The sequence below is a fragment of the Pinisolibacter sp. DMC100 genome (assembly GCF_056313705.1).
The window spans coordinates 859,837-876,525 of the sequence record NZ_JBQUZT010000002.1 but is presented as its reverse complement, the minus strand read 5'-3'; the positions used below and the strand labels follow the sequence as shown (position 1 = coordinate 876,525).

Below are 16,689 nucleotides of genomic sequence, written 5' to 3'. Positions count from 1 at the left end.
GCTGCCTCATGAAGTAATCCCTCCCACGGTGGGAGGGTCAAGTGGGATCGGACCGACAGAATTGCGTTGTCCGCGTCTTGACCCTCCCACCGTTGGAGACCCCACCTTCGCTCGTGTCCAACCGAGAAGGAGACCGACGATGTACACATTCGACGTGACCGACATGACCTGCGGCCACTGCGCCAGGACGATCGAGGCGGCGGTGAAGGGCGTCGACGGGGCGGCGGCCGTGACCGTCGACCTGACCGCCCACGCCGTGCGGATCACGAGCGCCGAGCCCGCGTCGCGCTTCGCCGTCGCGATCGAGGATGCGGGCTACACGCCGCAGCTTCGCGCCTGAGGATCCCGCGCGGGCGAGCAAGACGGGGCGCGGCACAGGCCGGGAAAAGCAGAGCGCAGGCAGGCCCTCGAGCCTCTCGGGCTTGTCCGGACAGCCGTGCCGGGAAGGGAAATCCGGGCTGGCGACGACGTGGAATCGGGTCGAGGCCAGACGCCGTCGGATCAGGGCCTTATCCGGTGCGGCGGCACCGCGGATGCCGAGGTGCGCGAAAGGCTGCCCGAAATTCACGCCGGCCGGCCGGATTGGCCGCTTTGCCGCCTGACCGGCGGGCCGCGGGTCCGAAGACCGTGCGGCGGCTGGATTCCGTTCTTGCCGCTGCTCCCGAACTCGTGTTGTGAGGGGGGGGCACCTACCTCGGGCTCTGAGCATGGCGGCTCGTCGTGTTTGCTCACCTGCCGGGTCGTCGTCGGACCCGCCTTTCCGGAAGGCGGAATGTCCGTGATCGGTCCTGTGGCGCCAGATGCAGACTGGCAACGATCAGTTCGGTCATTCGGTCCTCCACGGCATGTCCAGCGTTGCCCGATAGATGCCCGGTGCGGCGAGACCGGCCGAAAATCGCCCTCCATCCTGAAACTTCACTCGAAGGCGTTCGGCCACGTTCTTCAGTCCGACCCCCATTCCGACGGGCTTCGGCTCGATCGTTTCCATCGGCATGTCGTTCTCGACGATCACCAGCAGCCGGTCGGTCTCATGACGGGCAGAAAGCGAAATGTTGACCTTGCCCGTCATTGCTCCGACGCCGTGCTTGATCGCGTTTTCGATGAGAGGCTGGAGGATCAGACTGGGCACCAGCGCATGACGTACATCGTCCGGTATGTCGATGTTGAAGGTCATCCGGTCTGAGAACCGCTCATGTTCGATTTCCAGATACTCCTCCTGCAATGCCAGCTCTTCGGACAGGCTGACGTCGTGGAACGGGTCCAGCGTCAGCGTCGTGCGCAGGAATGTCGAGAGCGACAGCACCATCCGTTCGGCACGTGTCGCGGAGCCTTCTTCGATCAACCCGGCGATCGAGTTGAGCGTATTGAAGAGAAAATGTGGATTTACCTGATAGCGCAGAACCCGCATTTGCGCGGAAAGCGCCTCTTCCCGAACCAAAGCCAATCGGCGCTCGCGATCTGTGACATCGAAGCTGTACAGAAGCGTCAGAAACACGCTCGACCAACCAAAGTACACCGCCCAGCACGTGAACAGTTCTCTTACGTTGTAATCGGCGGAATAATTCAGATTGTCTGCAGCATAAAACGTCTTGTAAAACTCCATCGTTAGGAGATAATCTGCAATGGAAACGGCTGCTGATATCAGAAAACATATAAATATATTATAAATCATCTTGTTTGTGCGTAAGTACCAGACTGCGACTGACATGATGAGAAGGGATAGGCTCCCGGACACGATGTCGACTATGCCGGAGTGGCCGACGAAACCCCTCGAGCCATTTTCATTCAGTTCCACGCCGGAGAAATATGCGACAGAGCCATAGAACAATCCTGCCAGAAACAGATGTGCCAGCCCCAATCTGAAAGATTCAATGAAGATCGATATTCGACTCTGCATTCCATCTTCCATCTTATTTGCCCTTTACTCGTCATGTTTGCAAAGAAATACCAATGAGCTGATCTGCTTTCCGTCATCGTGGTGACGATACGTTGTCGCGACGGATCTGTTCTGCCGGGTTCAAGAGAGTCTACATCAGCCGGCAACATTACTAAAACCGGCCTGATGGCGTCGCCTTTTGTGCGCATGTCTTCTCGCCCGTGAAAGGGCGAAGCACGGGACCACCTTTCGAGAGGGAAATCTCTTGTCCCGGTGAACTGGTACATCTGGGCCGATTGCCTTCGGACGTGGGGCGTGGCCAGACTGGTCGCATGAAGTTGCTTCGTGTTGGGGGGGGCGACGGCTCTCGGCCGGCAGTTCCATGAAGCGATCGATGTCGCATTTTGCAGTTGTTCGAGAACAACAAGGGGGTGCCGGACATGGCATCCGGCTTGAACTGTTCCGCAATTGTCCAATTCACATGAAACGGTTCGCGAGAATACCAAATTCTCTGGTCATTCAACCGAAGCCATGCGGCGTCGCTGGTGCCCATCAAGGAGAACGATCTTGAAGTTTGCACGATCGGGTCGTTTCGTCGCGGTGCTTTCCGTCGGCTTGCTGGGATCGATCGCGACTGCGGCCCGAGGTCAGGATGCCATTTGGGAGCATCAGCAGAGAATTCAGGCGCAGCAAGCCGAAGAACGTCGGATCATGGAGATGGGCGCCGATCAGGCGTGTTGCGGCGGCACCGAAGGCGGACAAGACGAGAATGCCGCTCGTTTCAACTACTATCCGCCGGAAGCATGGGACGACTGGGTGCGCCGTGGTCGGATAATGGAACGTCAAGCAGAGCAGGTGCGCAGGGCGAGCGACCCCGACTATCGCGCGCTGGCCGATGGTACCTGGACCTTCGACAACAAGGTGACGACAGACGGGACGCGGATCTGTGCCGCGACCTTCTGGACCTTGCGGGGAGGGGTCGCACTGATTCATTGGGGCGGAAAGGAAGACACGACACTGCTCGGTTATTTCGGCCCCGCAATTCCGGGTCCGAGGCAACCCAAGATCGTTGCGCTCGCCTTGACCCAGTCGGGTGAAACCCAAAGGGTTCGAGCGATCAACATGCGTTTCCCGCCGGCCAGGCATCTGGGGGCTGCCGTCTTCATTGTCCCGTCTGCGAAGGCTCTGGTTTCCTCGATCGAGGACAGGCAGGATTTCCAAGTCGACATGGGCGGCAAGACGATATTCCAAGGGGCATGGCACAGTGGTCGCAAGACACGCGCTGCCTTGTCCTCCTGTATCGGAAGTTGAGTGATATCGAACCGCCTCGGGTTTGTCGGAGGCTCCCGCTCTCGAGAGGAGGGAGCCATCACGTGCACGACGACGAACGGAGCTCCTTGCGGGAAGTGCGTAGCCGCGCGGTCAGGCTGGTCTTCGAGCTCGAGGGCGATCACGTTCCCGCTGGGCCGCCATCGCCGCCCGACGCAAGGCGACGAGCCTCCGACGGTCCGGCGCGGCATATTTTCCGTTTACGGCTTCCGGTTCGGTAGGGTCGCCAGTATTTCGCGAACCGCTGCGATGACCGCCTCTGGTTTCTCCAGTGGAATTGCGTGGCCGCTGTCGACCCAGACCTGTCGCGACCCGGGATTGAGGCGGGCGATGTCCATTCGTTTGGCATTGCTGTCGCGGGCGAGATCCGATGTTTCCTTCATCGGTTCGGCCGCACTCAATACGATCACGGGTTTGCCGGTGAGCGGAGGCAATGCCGAGAGTTCCGAGCCGGTTGCCGGTAGAGCATCCAACTCTTCATGCGCCGCCCCCGGAAGCGTCACACCAAAGGCGAGCTTGGCCGACAGCGGCCAGTTTTCCTTCGCACCGGCTCCACTCAGCTGCTCCGGATGAGTCGAATCGACCAACACGAGCCCCGCCACCTCGTCCGGATGACGACGCGCATAGAGTTGAACGTAGAGCCCGCCGCTGGAGTGGCCGACCAGCAGGTAGGGCGGCGCAATCCCCTTCGCCCGAAGCGTCGCCCGGAGTTCTTCGACGATGGTCGTGCCATCGCGCGGCGTCGTCGCGGGCGAGCTCGCACCGATGCCGGGGCGGTTGTAGGCGAACACGGCGGTTTCCCTCGCGATGTCGGGCAGGATCTTGGACCACCACTCCAATCGCCCGCCGAGTCCGTTTTCGAAGACGACCGTCGGCGTACCGCTTCCTGCGGCAACGTGCTCGACCCTATGTTCCGCGATGACCGAAGTGGTGACGCCCTCCATCGAGGCGCAGCCACCGAGCGCGAGTGTCGTGACCATGAGCGTTGCGGCTATCGCGCTCTTGCTTCGAATGCGTGGCATGGGAGAGCTCTCGATATGTCGATGTTCTTCAATCGTGCTTCGACATCGACGTCAGAACATGGCGATATGCAGGGATCATCGACTGCGGATCCGACGCCCGGTGTGCCCTGATTTCGTTCTCGATCAGCCCCTCGAAAAACGCCACGAAGTCGTGGTGTCCCGTATCCGAGGAGACGCTTCCGTCGAAGTCCCCGCCGGCAAATTGAACCTGAAACAGGTCATCGAGGGTGATGTTGCCTCGCTCGAACTGGGTCTTGCCCCAGGCCACATATTCAGCCTTCGTCATGTTGGTGAAGTCTGGCCGACTGAGGTTGCCGGCCGACAAGGCATCGGCTTTGGCGTGGGCTGCCTGAGCTTCCGCAAGATGTGCGCCGAAGGGGCCGGACTCTCGCGGTTCCCTGGGAACGCGCGGCTTCACGGTCTCTGGTCGATACGTATGAAGAGGTGACCCACCAATTTTCATTGCTTGATCCTGCGCAGTGAGCGGGTTGGAGAGCCGCGGTTTCAGTGTGCAGGGTTTCAATAATGCCGACTTGGTGCCCGTGCCCATACGTTGGCGAGCACCGGTACCTCGGCCGGCCCCGACCTTCCCCCCCGGGGGATGTCCTCGTTCCGAGCTGGAATCCGTCGACAGAAGACGGACGACGCGAACGGGCTGGCATCCGGATCGATGCCTTCCGGACGAACGAGGCCATTCCGATGGAAGTCTTCGGACGAAGTCGCGCGGATTCTGGTCATGGGCGGCGGCAAACCGGGCGCAGGCTCGGAACCCGCGGCATGATGCACCGGTACCCGTCGAGAGGTGCCGTGTCTGCGCGTCTTCGCCTACGCTGGTCCTGTTCTTGAGAGAATGCGAGGCAGGCGTGAAGACCGGCTCGACACCACCCTCGACGGCGTCGGCGAACGGCCGGGCAGCCCGAACGGCAGACCTGCCGCCGAGCCGGCCGACACTCGACGGGTCGGTTCGTCATCACATGCGACTTCTTGGAGAGGGGCGAGGACGTGATCGACGACGCGGTGAAATCGGGCCGAGCCGATGGCTCGCACTCCATCGTGCCGGCCCACCGGCATGGTCGGGAACCCAGGTCGCAGGGTTCGACCCAGCCGTCGCGCGGAAGCAGGTCTCGGTTCCTGTGCGTCGCAGGAGCGGCGGCGTTCCTCTCGGTGGTCGCAGTTCCTGCCCTCGCCGAGCGGCCCGGCAAGCCCGCGCTGGATACGCTCCTCCGTGCCTTCGCCGAACGACGTGACGAAAAGGCCATGCAGGAAATTCCGTCGATCGAATGGAACGGCGTGAGCTATCCGAACGACAGCGAGAAGGACAATTCCTACCTCTACATGCTGCGAGGACGGCTACGCCTCGTCGGCTTCGGCGAGGTCGACGTGCCGGTCGGCGTCGGTGCGGGCCAGACGACGCGCAAGGCCAATGAGGGCGAGGTGAACTTCGAGGTTCGATTTTCGAGCGTGAACAACCCGGCGATCCGGGGACCCGTGCAGATCACGATGGTCAAGCGCTACCCGAGCCCAGATCACGAGGCCGTCCTGGAGCGCAATCTTCCGGGCGCGCGGGTGGTGGTGCTCGCCGACGCCTGCGCGCGGGACTCCCTCGGACGCCCTTACCTGCGCGCGCGTTCGGCCTATTACCGGATCGAACTGCCCCAGGCACCGACCGCGGTCTTCGCCCTGGTGAGACCCGATCCCGACGGCGGCAATTCCGGGCCCGGCGACACCACCTTCACCTTCTCGCTCTTCACGCCCGGCAAAGACATGACCACGAGCGCCTGCACGCTCCACGCGCCCGCCCCCTGAAGTCCCAATGCGAGAGGACCGCGGCGTGCCGGCCCACTCACGCCGGGTGAACGTCATGCCCCCGAACGCCGATGCGGTCGACGGGCTGCCGTCGCCACCGTGACGAAACCCGCGCGTCTGCGAGAGACAGACGGCGGGGAAAGGATCGTCGATCCGCGGGCGGCGGAGACGACTTCGCGCGAGGCGTCGCCTCAGCGACTCACCCGGCGAGTGTCGGCCACGAGATACCAGCAGCCGTTGCGCGGCTCGAGCAAGAGGGTGCCGTCGGTCGGCCCGGAGGCATCGTGGAGCCGGCCGTCGAGATAGCGGGCCGTCCCCAAGTTCTCCTCGTCGTCATAGGGGGGGCCGTAGATCACGCGTGTCCATTCCACGGCGATGTCGTTGGTCTGGCTGACGTTCAGTTCCATCACCACGTGCTCGTCGCGCCCGTGCTGCAGAGGCTGCGCCGCCTTCCACATGAAGTCGACCATCCGGATCGGAAATCGGTCGTAGGCCTCCCGAGGAATCAGCGTCGTCTTGCCCGCGCCCTCGGCGTCGAGCTCCGAATATTCGACCTTCTCGGCAGTGAAGGCGCGCCGCACCGCGGGCGATTGCACCATCAGGCCGAAGAACGCGTTCGCGTCGTTCGAACGGCAGGCGAGCTTCGCCGCCTCCACCTGTCGCGCCTCGAAGGCGCGGCGCTCGTCCTCGCCCATTTGCGGCCCGCGCGCCTCGACCGGCCGAGCCGCCTCGACGATCGTCGCCAGAAGAAGGCAAAAGAGGAGAACGGCGGAGGGACGGACGGTCGGGCGCATCGGCATCTCTTCGGGTGGGGACGGGTCGAGCCTAGGTGACGTCCGGCCGCATTGTCGATCTCCGGCGGTGCACTGGTACGCCGGATGCGTCGACCGGATTCGGGGAAGCGACATGGGATTCCCGATCGAAGTCCGAGAAAGATCCATGCACCCGCTCTTCCGATCGATCGTCGCCGTCGCCGCTCTGGCGAGCCCCGCGTGGGGCCAACCGACCGACCCGCCTCCGTCCCCTGAGGCTCGCGAGCCGTCCCACCGCGACGACCCCCGGTCCGGGCGGTCGAGCCGGGAGACGCCGCCAGACGGCGCGTCACCGTTTGCAGCGAATGCGGGGATGCCCGTCGAGCGTGGCCTTCATGTCCCGAGATCCGGTCTCCAGGACGAACCGCGAGCTCTCGACGCGGATCGCCGAGGCGTCGAACATCGCCGCCATCACCTCGTCCCACAGTCCCACGGTCTCGAGACCGCCGTCGACCGGCTGCAGGTCGAGACGAACCGTCTCCCGCCCCTCGGCGTCGACCACCACCAGAGATGCCGGCGTGCCGAACAGCCGTTTCACCGCCTTGCCGTAGGTCTTTTCGTCGGCCGTCGTGACCCCCGTTCCCGGTGGAGTGGCGCCGACGCGAAACCGCCAATAGCCCTTGCCGGACGCGGCGTCGGCGCGGCAACCGAGGACGAACTCGATCGCCGCCCCGCCCGGCATCGAGAGGTCACCCGCCACGGTTTTCCCCGGCTCCGCGAAGACGTGGCGCACCCCTCCGCCCCAGGCATGGCTCTCGGACCAGTCCGCCGTCTCGCCGTGCTCGACGATCGCCGGCGGAAAGGACGCGGCGACGCCGATCGTCGGATCCGCCGGAACGACGGTCGCCACTGCGAGGAAGGACGACAGGAGAAGACATCTCGTCGAGGAGAGAGGCATGGGCGTCAGTCCCGATCGGTGTGGCCTCGCGCGGAGGGAGCGTCGCGATGACAGGCGAATTTCGACTTCAGCTGAGCTTCACCCGGAAAGATCCCGATCATTCCGGTCTCGAGGTGGAGGCGCGGCGTCTCGATCTCGAGGCGCGAGGCATCCATGAAGTCTCTGACGTTCTCCGGTCGGAACGCCTCCACGATCAACGCCCCGTTCGTCGGCGAGAGGGCGAAGCGCCGGAAGGGCTCGTCCATTTCGTCGAAGAGCACCAGGTGTCCCGGAGAGGAGAGGAGCCCGCGCGAGCCGGCGTCGAACGCGCGCTCCTCGTCGCCCGTCAAGCCCGTCCGCGGTGCGGTGACGTAGACATGAAGCCCCCACCGGCTCCGCGCCGGGTCGAACCCGTCGCAGCCCAGCCTCAGGCGGATACCCGCACCCTGGAGAAACGACGAACGCGAGTCGTTCGAGTCTTCCGGCCCCACGACCCGGGTCATGCCGCCGCCCAGGCCGCTCGAATAGACCCATTCATGCGTGGTGGCCGTGTCGCGCAGCCGGACGAGCGGTTCGCCGGAGGCGGCGAAGACACCCGGTGAGGGCCCCGGGGACACGAGAAGAGCGCAGGCACACACCCAGATGCGGAGGCGCATGCGACGTGTCGGAGAGGAAGGATCGAGCCGCATCGTCGTCAATCCATCGCATAGACGCTGGCGTCGTAGACGAGACCGGCCTCGCTCCCGTCGGGTGTCAGCACACGCAACGCCGTCCAGTCCTCGTTCGCCTCGTAGCCGAGGTCGATCGACACCATCGGACCGAGCGCGAGCGGCGCGTAGTCCCCACGCGCGGCGGCGGCGCATCCGTGTTTCGGCAACGTGCGCACCAACACGTCGCGTTGCCGCTTCGCCGTCGTTCGCTCCTTCTGCGCGAGCCTGACCGCAGAGACCACGGCCGCCGCCGCTTCCAGCGTCGGGCAGCGATACCCCCTGTGATAGGTCCCGTGCCTCAGTCCGGTCAGACGAATTCGGCCATCCGGTGTGTGGACGGACTCGCCGATCCAGTCGTCGAGCGATTGCGGACGATCCTGCGCATGCAGCGGGGCAGCGGCGATCAAGAGCAGGGCGAGCGCGGGCAGCGGCTTCATCTACGGGTCCTCCGAGGGGCGCCCCGGCCTTCTCGGTTGCACGGGTACACATCGAGGTTTGCGGAGCGTCGGTGGACGACGAATAATGGAGCTCGGAGGAGCGCGGCCGTTGAGCTCACACGGCCGGCTTCTCGGACGTGGGCGCGGTGTCCGAAAGCGAGCGGTCTTCGGTGATCTACTCGACGCAGTCCGACGCCCGTCCCCAAGCCTCGGCCTGACGCCGGGTCGAGAAATCGAAGGAACGAAGGATCTGGGAGACATGATTGCGCACGGTGAAGTGGGAAAGCGCCAGACGTCGCCCGATCTCCTTGTTGGAGAGCCCTTCGGCGAGCAGACGGAGAACGTCGCGTTGGCGTTCGGTCAGCAGGGGCCGGAGACGATCGCGGCCCGTCTCGGCACGATCCGACGTCACGCTTGCGAGGCCGACGACCGCGGCTCCTTCCGGAAGTAGCGTTCGCAGCGAAGCGAGAAAGGACGGCGCGTCCTCGGCGCGCATCGACACGAGAACCATACCGCCACGCGCAACGGGGAGACGCCGCGGAAGCGAAGACTGCGAGCTGGTTGAGACGGAGCTGCCGTACATGGAGACCTCCTTCGCCGAAAGCCTGTTGCCGATCGAGTTCGAGAGCAGGCTATCGACGGGCGAGGGCCGGTGCATTTTCGCTCCGACGGCGGGCAGGCGAAGGTCGACGAACCGCAGACGTTTTCTGCGAATGGCGACGGGACGCCGACGAACGGCTGCACCCGCACGGGACGGCGAAGAGAAAGCAGAGGGATGGAACGCGAAACGACGAGATGCACCGTTCGGCGGGCGGGCCTGCGCTTCGGCCTCGTCTTCTGGGGCGGGGTCTTCATCTTCTCGAGCGTGCTCTGGGGGCTCGTCGGGACCGACCCGATCGAATCCGCCCTGGGCAAGCTCGTCCACTACATGCTCTGTTCCCTGATCACGGCAGGCATTTCCGTGGTGCTCTTTCGCCTGCACGAATGGGGCAAGGTTCGTTCGCTCGATTTCTCGCTGCCCTTGCTCGTGGTGGCGTCGTTCCTGCTCTCGCTCGCCGCCGCGCCGCTGTGGGCCTTCCTCGGTTACGCCGTCTATGCGATCTTCATCTGGCCGCAACTGGCGGTCTTCGACTGGAAGGACTTCGCCTACGACATGGCCTATGGCGCGGCGCTCTTCTTCGGCTGGTCCTGCCTCTTCACCACCCTGCTCTTCAGCTTCGAGATTCACGAGCGCGAACTCAAGCTCGCGGCGGTGCGCGAAGAGGCCCTCGCCGCCCAGATGCGGGCGTTGCGCTATCAGGTGAACCCGCACTTCCTCTTCAACACGCTGAATTCCGTGGCGGGTCTGATCGAAGAGGGCGACGGCACCCGTGCCGGCAGGATGGTGCTCTCGCTGTCCGAATTCCTGCGCACCACGCTTTCGATCGATCCCATGAGCGACGTGCCGCTCGCCGACGAACTCGCCCTGCAGAGCGGCTATCTCGCCATCGAGCGCGAGCGCTTCTCCGACAGGATGGCGCTCCGCATCGACATGCCGGAGGAGGTGTGCGCGGCGCTCGTGCCGAGCCTGATCCTCCAACCGCTGATCGAGAACGCGATCAAGCACGGGGTCAACGTCACCACCGGGCAGGTCGAGATCGCCCTCAGTGCTCGGCGCGAGGCCGATCGGCTGCACCTGGTGGTGGAGAACGACATGCCCCTCGAGGCGATGTCCGCCCCGAAGCCGCCGGGGATGGGAATGGGCCTGCGCAACGTCGCCGAGCGGCTGCGCGGGCGCTTCGACGACGAGAGCGTCTTCTGCTCCGGTCCCGTCGCGCCGGGCCGGTTCCGCGTCTCCATCGACCTCCCATGGAGGCCGGCATGACCGGCGCCGTCGTTCTCGTCGTCGACGACGAACCTCTGGCGCGGCGCAGGCTGGTGCGGATGCTCGCCAAGCTCGACTGGATCGGCCCGATCTTCGAGGCGAAGGATGCCGCGGAGGCCCTTCGGAGCATCGCCGAGAACGACCCCGACATCCTCCTCCTCGACATCCAGATGCCGGGCGGCAGCGGTTTCGACGTGCTCGAACGTCTTCCGGGCCGCGCCCCGGTGGTCGTCTTCGTCACCGCCTTCGATCACCATGCGTTGAGGGCCTTCGAGGCGAACGCGGTGGACTATGTGACGAAGCCGGTCGAGCCGGCCCGCTTTGCCCACGCGCTCGAACGAGCGCGCCTCGCGCTGGAAGGGCGGGCGCAGGCGGATCGTCTGGCGGAGCTCGCGGAGACGGTGGCCGCGCTCCGGCGCGCGCTCGAGGACAAGCCGCGTCTACGGCGCGAATTCTGGGTCAAGGCGCGCGGGGAACATCAGCGCCTCGCGCTCGACGCCGTGACGTGGTTCCAGGCCGAGCGCGACTACGTCCGCATCCATGTCGCCGGTGCGGCTCATCTCTATCAGGACAGTCTGGCCGGCATCGAAAAGAGCCTTGGCAGCGATACCTTCATGCGCATTCATCGCGGCGCCATCGTGCGGCTGGGCGCCATCGTGCGGCTGCGCCCCGCCCCGTTCGGCGCGCTGATCGCGGTGTTGAGCGACGGCACGGAACTGCGCGTCGGACGCACCTACGGGCCGTCGGTCAGGGCGCGCCTCCTGAAGACCTAGGTCGCATTCTCCGCTCGGCCGGGACCGGCTCGATCGGGTTCTAACGCTCGAGGGCGATGCCGTGGCGCACCAACCAGTCCGCGACGGCTCGCCGGTCCGCACGGGCCCGCTCGGTGAGCACCCTCTCCGGCGTCATGAAGACATAGGTCTGGAAGGTCTTGCCCTGCCGATTGCGCGCGCGGGGTGGCGCGCCCTGTTCGAGGAACGCCAGAACCTCGGCCGAGGCGCCGATCTGCGCCGCGACGTGCAGCGGCGTGTTGCCCATGTGATCACTCACGTCGAGACGCGCCCCGGCGTCCCGCAGCATCTCGACCTGAACCGTCCGGTTCCCCATCAACGCCTCCATCAGGGGTGTGCGACCCGTGCTCGCGTTGCGGACATCGACGTCGACGTGCCGGTCGAGGAGCATGCGCAGATAGGCGGTGTCGTTCGCCTTCGCCGCGAAGTGAACGGCGCTGTCGCCGTCGAGGCCGGTCCGAGTGGGATCCGCTCCGAGATTGAGCAGAATGCCGAAGCCGATGAGGCTCTTTTGGAGCATCATCCACTGCAACAGCGTGACGCCACGATCCCCGCGCGCGTTCGGACTGGCGCCCGCACGCACCAGTTCGGCGGCACGGGTGACGTTGCGCGTGAGCGCCGCGTCCGCCAGGGCTGCGGCCTTCGGATCGGCGAAGACGTCGGCCGAGGATGGGCCGGCCCGAGCCGGGGTGATCGCGCAGACGGCGAGGATGCCGAGGATGCCGAAGAACGTCCGGCGGAAGGGGAGAAGGGTCATGGTCCTCACCTCGCCGGCGGCTCGAAGGTGGCGAGCGTGAAGCCTCTCTCGCCCCGGATCGTCAACGTGCTCCCCTCGCAGTCGCGGATCGTCGTCTCGAAACTGTGGCTGATCTCGACCCGACCGAGGTCCGCACGCATCCGCCCGTGGTGGAACCACAGCGTCGCCTCATAGTGCAGACGATCCGGCGGTGATTTCTGCACGCCTTCGGTCTGGAGCGCCACCTCGCGCGTCGCGCCGTCGGGCGCCGTGGTCTTCGCCGCGACCGCCCTCCGGTCCTCCGCCGCGAGGCGCTCGATCTCGGCGGCGCAGGCGGCGGGCGAGGGGAACACGGTCGTGACCGGTGGCATCGCCATCCGGCCACCCGCCGTCGCCGTAGTCGCCGCACCGAGGATCGAGATCATACCGCAGAAGACGATGCCGGAACGAGCCATGGTTCCTCCTCTGGCAGACCCGATACGACGAAGCCGAACCAACGACCGGTGTGCGGCTCCGGCGGGCGTCGGTGCGTTCACCGGAGGCCGGGAAGGAACACGGCCCTCCCGAGCATGGGGTCGTCGGAGCCGTTGACTTCGATCGGTGACAATGTGACCGCAACTCGAACCGGAACGAAGCGTCGGGATGTACCGGTTCCTCGCCGGTGTCGGGTGGTGGGCGGGCTCGGAGGAGAGCCACGCATGGACCGGTCGGCGTCGAATCTCGGATCTCACTCGCGTTCGTCGAAGTTCACGAGGCCGATCGGCGCTGGTTCTGGAAGGAAACAGTGCTTTGGATCGACGGCTTCGTATTCGAGACGCGGTGACGGTCGGCTTCGTCGTGGATCGCGCGACCATGGAAGCCGACCAGATCGTCTTCACCCTTCACGCGGGAGCCCACCGAGCGCATTGCCGCGGTCTGCGACACCCGAGCCGACCACGCCCACGACCGATGCCGAGGCCGCGATGCACCGGTACGGCGCTGACCATTGTCTTCGCTTCCCGAAAAGCCGAACACGAACGCTCCGTCGGGAGTTCGGCTGCGGCCGAAGCCGTCGTCGGGTCGCCGACATGCGGGTCGGCTGCCGGCAGCAGGGCCACGACGGGAAACCTGCGCGGCCGGCTGTCCGCCGGCCGGGCACGAGCACGGGACCGAGAGGATTGCGGATGCCGTCGACCAGGATCAGAGATTACTTTTCCCCGGCCGCCGCCGCGGTCTGCCTTGCCCTCGCAGGCCCGGTGTCTGCGCAATCGGCCGAACCGCCGGTCGATCGCCTCGGCATTCCCGGCCCGATCGAGTTCGCCGGTACGCAGTATCATCTCGCCTGGAGCGCACAGCCGTCGCCCGACTACATCAAGCATGAATATTTGCCATCGGGTCAAAAGCCGGGGACCTACGCCGACATGATCAGCGTGGAACTGCTGACATCCGGCATGAGTTCGGCCGACGTCGTCAAGGCTCAGACGAGAATGCTCGATCGGCGCAAAGCTACCGATTCGCTCGTCAACTACAGACTTCTCCAGAATCCGAACAACGGCCAGGCCGTGCTGGACTTTCTGATGAGCGACGAACGTTCCGGCACTCTGATCGTCGAATGGGCGGCCCATCGCTACGTCCCTGTGACGATGCCCGGCGGGAAATCCGCAGTCATCCTCTTCGCCATCAGCCGCAGGCACTATGGCGAGGGGGCCGGTGACTTTCTGAAGGCTCTCGCGGCGAAGCGCATTGCGGACATCGACACACTGGTGAACCACGCGGTTCCGGGCGCGGAGCCCGTGAACCAGGCTCATCGTCCATGATCGCGGTTCTCCGTGTTCCCGGCTTGCCGAGCCTCGGATCGACGGTCGCAGCCTTCCCTGCCTTCGCCTCGTCGGACGGCCTCGATGTCGATGACGAGACCGGCATCGTCGTTTCTGGCGCACGGGAAGAACGAACGGCCCATGCACCTTTCGACGTGGCGGAGATCCTCCTCCGCTTCCTCGGCATCTGGTCGGCCACGCTGATCTTGCCTCCGGTTTACCCCCGTTCATAACCAGAGCCCGTTCCGCATCGCAGCTCTTCGCGCGGGATTTGGCGGCGACCCCAGGGGCGAGGGACGTTGTCGCCGATGCGCGAGACCCGACGGAGCGACACGGCTTCCCCGCCGGCGCAGGTGGTCGGCGACCGCTGACCGGGATCGCCGTGGCCCGCCCAGACATCACCGTGGACGAACCGTCGACGTCGGCACCGGCCTCACCGAGTGCGAATTCCGCAATCCTGCGAGCCTGTCCGAGAAACCGCGTCGATCCCGCGTTGCTCCCGCGGCGCAATCGCGGCAGACTGCGTCGATCCGCCGTATCGACCGGCGGAGAAGGAGCCAGGACCGGCAAGAGTCCGGCTCGGAAGGTCGTCACGGCGGCCTTCGAGGAGGAAACCGACATGTCGACGTCGCCCCACGCCGATCACGTGCGTGAGATCGAACGGGTGAGCCGAGGACTCGCGACCGGTCGGGATCCGGTCGTGGTCGAGTCCTGGATGCGCTGTCTCGAACACCATCGGCTCGATCCGGCGCGCACCTGCGAGGCCTTCATCGTGCCGGCATCGCGGCTGCGCGAACATCGCCAGCAGTCCGAGGACCTGATCCGCATCGCCCGCTCCGGGCTCGAGGGGCTGTTCGCCCAGGTCGCCGGGCAGCGCTACGTGCTGCTGCTCGCCGATCGCCAAGGGGTGACGGTCGAATTCCTCGGCGATCCGGTGATCGAGGCGACGCTGCGGCGCTCGGGGCTCTATCTCGGCTCGGAATGGTCGGAGGGGCGGGCCGGCACCTGCGCCGTCGGCGCCTGTCTCGAGACCGGCGAGGCGCTGACGATCCACCAGAGCGACCATTTCGACACCACCCACACGCCGCTCTCCTGCACGGCGGCGCCGATCTACGACGCCCACGGCGAACTCGCGGCGGTGCTCGACATCTCGTTGCTCAGTTCGCCGGTCCTGAAGGCGAGCCAGAACCTGGCGCTGCATCTCGTCACCGCGACGGCGCGGCGGATCGAGCTCGCCAATCTGATGGACCGCGCCCGCGACGAATGGGTGCTGCGGTTTTCGCGATCGCCCGAATTTCTCGACGTCGATCCGGAAGCGGCGATCGCCATCGACGGCTCCGGCCGCATCTCCGGCATGACGCACGGCGGGGCGGAGATCCTCGCCCGCTCCGCCCGTTGCGACTGGCGCGATCCCACGCAGCTGATCGGCCGGCCGATCTCGCGCTTCTTCGAGATCGAGGTCGACGATCTGCCGAACTTGACCCGGCGGCGGCCGGCGCGCGAGCGCCTCATCACCGGCCGCGACGGCGACACGCTGTTCGTCCATGCGATCGAAACCCAGCCGCGCGCCCGCACGATCGCCCGCGCCGCCGTCCGTCCACCCTCGGTCGAGGCCGCGCCGTTTCTACCCCGCGGCGACGGCGACGCGGCGGTCGAGGCGGTCGAAGCCAAGGCGGCCAAGCTCGCGCCGACCGGCCTGCCGATCCTCCTGCAGGGCGAGACCGGCACCGGCAAGGAGCACCTCGCCCGCGTCATCCACGCGATGAGCGGGCTCTCCGGCCGCTTCGTCGCCGTCAATTGCGCGGCGATCCCCGAACCGCTGATCGAGAGCGAGCTCTTCGGTCACTTGCCCGGCGCCTTCACCGGCGCTTCGGCGAAGGGACGCAAGGGGTTGATCGAGGAGGCCGACGGCGGAACCCTGTTCCTCGACGAGATCGGCGACATGCCGCTGACGCTGCAGAGCCGTCTCCTGCGGGTGCTCGCCGAAGGCGAGGTGATGCCGGTCGGGGCGAGCGAGCCGCGCCGGGTCCGGCTCCGGGTGATCTCGGCCTCGCATCGCCATCTGCCGTCGCTGGTCGCGGCCGGATCGTTCCGCGAGGATCTGTTCTATCGGCTGAACACGGCGACGCTGACCCTGCCGCCGCTGCGCGAGCGCGCCGACTTCGACCGGCTCGTCGAGCGACTGCTCGCCCGTCGGATGGGGGTGGGGCGCGTTCCGGTGCCGACGGCGGCGGCGCTCGCCCGGCTGCGCGCCCATCGCTGGCCCGGCAACGTCCGCGAACTCGACAACGCGCTCGCCTTCGCCGCCGCCCTCTCGGAAAGCGGCGCGATCGATGTCGCCGATCTGCCGGAGGTGTTCCACCGGCCGGCCGAACCGGTCGGCACGATCGCGCCGACCGGCGCGGCGGCGACGCTCACGGCCGTGCTCGCCGCCTGTGGCGGCAACGTCTCGGAGGCGGCTCGCCGGCTCGGGGTCGATCGCACGACAATCCATCGTCGCCTGCGGCGGGAGGCGCGCCGGCCGACCTGAGGCACGCCACGGGCGAGGCGCCACAGGTGCGGCGACCGCCGCACCACGCCGGCCCGCGCGCGACGGCATATCCGTGAAAACACGCAAGAATTCGTCGTGCGGT

The 16,689-nt window shown here is 66.0% G+C and carries 18 protein-coding genes; 8 read left to right on the top strand and 10 right to left on the bottom strand.

Going from position 1 to position 16,689, the window contains the following annotated elements; genetic code table 11:
• Window positions 1-139 precede the first annotated feature (139 nt).
• Window positions 140-340: a heavy-metal-associated domain-containing protein gene (locus ACT541_RS12890; RefSeq protein ID WP_476137467.1), complete on the top strand. Its 201-nt coding sequence runs from the start codon at window positions 140-142 to the stop codon at window positions 338-340.
• 486 nt (window positions 341-826) lie between these two features.
• On the opposite strand, the gene ACT541_RS12885 is transcribed toward ACT541_RS12890, so the two are convergent.
• Window positions 827-1,603, bottom strand: coding sequence for a sensor histidine kinase (locus ACT541_RS12885; protein WP_476137465.1), 777 nt, complete (start codon window positions 1,601-1,603; stop codon window positions 827-829).
• 840 nt (window positions 1,604-2,443) lie between these two features.
• Here ACT541_RS12885 and ACT541_RS12880 point away from each other — a divergent pair.
• Complete coding sequence (locus ACT541_RS12880; RefSeq protein WP_476137463.1) at window positions 2,444-3,187, top strand: hypothetical protein; 744 nt, start codon at window positions 2,444-2,446, stop codon at window positions 3,185-3,187.
• A gap of 218 nt (window positions 3,188-3,405) precedes the next feature.
• Here ACT541_RS12880 and ACT541_RS12875 read toward each other — a convergent pair whose 3' ends face one another.
• Both ACT541_RS12875 and ACT541_RS12870 read right to left on the bottom strand, forming a co-directional pair.
• Entirely contained in the window at window positions 3,406-4,227 is an 822-nt protein-coding gene (locus ACT541_RS12875; protein ID WP_476137461.1) for an alpha/beta fold hydrolase, read from the bottom strand.
• Window positions 4,228-4,255: 28 nt separating this feature from the next.
• Window positions 4,256-4,777, bottom strand: a complete 522-nt coding sequence (locus ACT541_RS12870; RefSeq protein WP_476137459.1) for a hypothetical protein — start codon at window positions 4,775-4,777, stop codon at window positions 4,256-4,258.
• A 452-nt stretch (window positions 4,778-5,229) separates the two neighbouring features.
• On the opposite strand from ACT541_RS12870, the gene ACT541_RS12865 reads away from it, so the two are divergent.
• Window positions 5,230-6,033, top strand: coding sequence for a hypothetical protein (locus ACT541_RS12865; RefSeq protein ID WP_476137457.1), 804 nt, complete (start codon window positions 5,230-5,232; stop codon window positions 6,031-6,033).
• A gap of 191 nt (window positions 6,034-6,224) precedes the next feature.
• Here ACT541_RS12865 and ACT541_RS12860 read toward each other — a convergent pair whose 3' ends face one another.
• The 5 genes from ACT541_RS12860 to ACT541_RS12840 all read right to left on the bottom strand — a co-directional run bounded on the left by ACT541_RS12860 (window position 6,225) and on the right by ACT541_RS12840 (window position 9,527).
• Window positions 6,225-6,974, bottom strand: coding sequence for a hypothetical protein (locus tag ACT541_RS12860; protein ID WP_476137455.1), 750 nt, complete (start codon window positions 6,972-6,974; stop codon window positions 6,225-6,227).
• Between the two features lie 160 nt (window positions 6,975-7,134).
• Window positions 7,135-7,743, bottom strand: coding sequence for a hypothetical protein (locus ACT541_RS12855; protein WP_476137453.1), 609 nt, complete (start codon window positions 7,741-7,743; stop codon window positions 7,135-7,137).
• Window positions 7,744-7,748: 5 nt separating this feature from the next.
• Entirely contained in the window at window positions 7,749-8,378 is a 630-nt protein-coding gene (locus ACT541_RS12850; RefSeq protein ID WP_476137451.1) for a hypothetical protein, read from the bottom strand.
• Window positions 8,379-8,416: 38 nt separating this feature from the next.
• Window positions 8,417-8,869: a hypothetical protein gene (locus ACT541_RS12845; protein ID WP_476137449.1), complete on the bottom strand. Its 453-nt coding sequence runs from the start codon at window positions 8,867-8,869 to the stop codon at window positions 8,417-8,419.
• 175 nt (window positions 8,870-9,044) lie between these two features.
• Window positions 9,045-9,527: a helix-turn-helix transcriptional regulator gene (locus ACT541_RS12840; protein WP_476137447.1), complete on the bottom strand. Its 483-nt coding sequence runs from the start codon at window positions 9,525-9,527 to the stop codon at window positions 9,045-9,047.
• A gap of 117 nt (window positions 9,528-9,644) precedes the next feature.
• Between ACT541_RS12840 and ACT541_RS12835 the strand changes: the two genes are divergently transcribed.
• Window positions 9,645-10,733 carry a sensor histidine kinase gene (locus ACT541_RS12835; RefSeq protein WP_476137445.1) on the top strand — a complete coding sequence of 363 codons (1,089 nt, stop codon included), beginning with the start codon at window positions 9,645-9,647 and terminating at the stop codon, window positions 10,731-10,733.
• Window positions 10,718-11,506, top strand: coding sequence for a LytR/AlgR family response regulator transcription factor (locus ACT541_RS12830; protein WP_476137443.1), 789 nt, complete (start codon window positions 10,718-10,720; stop codon window positions 11,504-11,506). Before ACT541_RS12835 ends, ACT541_RS12830 begins: the two co-directional genes overlap by 16 nt.
• 40 nt (window positions 11,507-11,546) lie before the next feature.
• Here ACT541_RS12830 and ACT541_RS12825 read toward each other — a convergent pair whose 3' ends face one another.
• Entirely contained in the window at window positions 11,547-12,281 is a 735-nt protein-coding gene (locus tag ACT541_RS12825; RefSeq protein WP_476137441.1) for an ankyrin repeat domain-containing protein, read from the bottom strand.
• 5 nt (window positions 12,282-12,286) lie between these two features.
• Window positions 12,287-12,715, bottom strand: a complete 429-nt coding sequence (locus ACT541_RS12820; RefSeq protein ID WP_476137439.1) for a hypothetical protein — start codon at window positions 12,713-12,715, stop codon at window positions 12,287-12,289.
• 708 nt (window positions 12,716-13,423) lie between these two features.
• On the opposite strand from ACT541_RS12820, the gene ACT541_RS12815 reads away from it, so the two are divergent.
• The 3 genes from ACT541_RS12815 to ACT541_RS12805 all read left to right on the top strand — a co-directional run bounded on the left by ACT541_RS12815 (window position 13,424) and on the right by ACT541_RS12805 (window position 16,586).
• Window positions 13,424-14,056: a hypothetical protein gene (locus tag ACT541_RS12815; protein WP_476137437.1), complete on the top strand. Its 633-nt coding sequence runs from the start codon at window positions 13,424-13,426 to the stop codon at window positions 14,054-14,056.
• A complete protein-coding gene (locus ACT541_RS12810) occupies window positions 14,053-14,289 on the top strand; it encodes a hypothetical protein (protein WP_476137436.1) in 237 nt (78 codons plus the stop codon). Before ACT541_RS12815 ends, ACT541_RS12810 begins: the two co-directional genes overlap by 4 nt.
• A gap of 386 nt (window positions 14,290-14,675) precedes the next feature.
• Entirely contained in the window at window positions 14,676-16,586 is a 1,911-nt protein-coding gene (locus ACT541_RS12805) for a sigma-54-dependent Fis family transcriptional regulator (protein ID WP_476137434.1), read from the top strand.
• Window positions 16,587-16,689 lie beyond the last annotated feature (103 nt).

Coding starts and splice junctions, on each gene's coding strand:
- ACT541_RS12890 (WP_476137467.1), top strand. CDS start 140: ATGTACACATTCGACGTGACCGACATGACCTGCGGCCACTGCGCCAGG.
- ACT541_RS12885 (WP_476137465.1), bottom strand. CDS start 1,603: ATGGAGTTTTACAAGACGTTTTATGCTGCAGACAATCTGAATTATTCC.
- ACT541_RS12875 (WP_476137461.1), bottom strand. CDS start 4,227: ATGCCACGCATTCGAAGCAAGAGCGCGATAGCCGCAACGCTCATGGTC.
- ACT541_RS12870 (WP_476137459.1), bottom strand. CDS start 4,777: ATGGGCACGGGCACCAAGTCGGCATTATTGAAACCCTGCACACTGAAA.
- ACT541_RS12860 (WP_476137455.1), bottom strand. CDS start 6,974: ATGGATCTTTCTCGGACTTCGATCGGGAATCCCATGTCGCTTCCCCGA.
- ACT541_RS12855 (WP_476137453.1), bottom strand. CDS start 7,743: ATGCCTCTCTCCTCGACGAGATGTCTTCTCCTGTCGTCCTTCCTCGCA.
- ACT541_RS12850 (WP_476137451.1), bottom strand. CDS start 8,378: ATGCGCCTCCGCATCTGGGTGTGTGCCTGCGCTCTTCTCGTGTCCCCG.
- ACT541_RS12845 (WP_476137449.1), bottom strand. CDS start 8,869: ATGAAGCCGCTGCCCGCGCTCGCCCTGCTCTTGATCGCCGCTGCCCCG.
- ACT541_RS12840 (WP_476137447.1), bottom strand. CDS start 9,527: ATGCACCGGCCCTCGCCCGTCGATAGCCTGCTCTCGAACTCGATCGGC.
- ACT541_RS12835 (WP_476137445.1), top strand. CDS start 9,645: ATGGAACGCGAAACGACGAGATGCACCGTTCGGCGGGCGGGCCTGCGC.
- ACT541_RS12830 (WP_476137443.1), top strand. CDS start 10,718: ATGGAGGCCGGCATGACCGGCGCCGTCGTTCTCGTCGTCGACGACGAA.
- ACT541_RS12825 (WP_476137441.1), bottom strand. CDS start 12,281: ATGACCCTTCTCCCCTTCCGCCGGACGTTCTTCGGCATCCTCGGCATC.
- ACT541_RS12820 (WP_476137439.1), bottom strand. CDS start 12,715: ATGGCTCGTTCCGGCATCGTCTTCTGCGGTATGATCTCGATCCTCGGT.
- ACT541_RS12815 (WP_476137437.1), top strand. CDS start 13,424: ATGCCGTCGACCAGGATCAGAGATTACTTTTCCCCGGCCGCCGCCGCG.
- ACT541_RS12810 (WP_476137436.1), top strand. CDS start 14,053: ATGATCGCGGTTCTCCGTGTTCCCGGCTTGCCGAGCCTCGGATCGACG.
- ACT541_RS12805 (WP_476137434.1), top strand. CDS start 14,676: ATGTCGACGTCGCCCCACGCCGATCACGTGCGTGAGATCGAACGGGTG.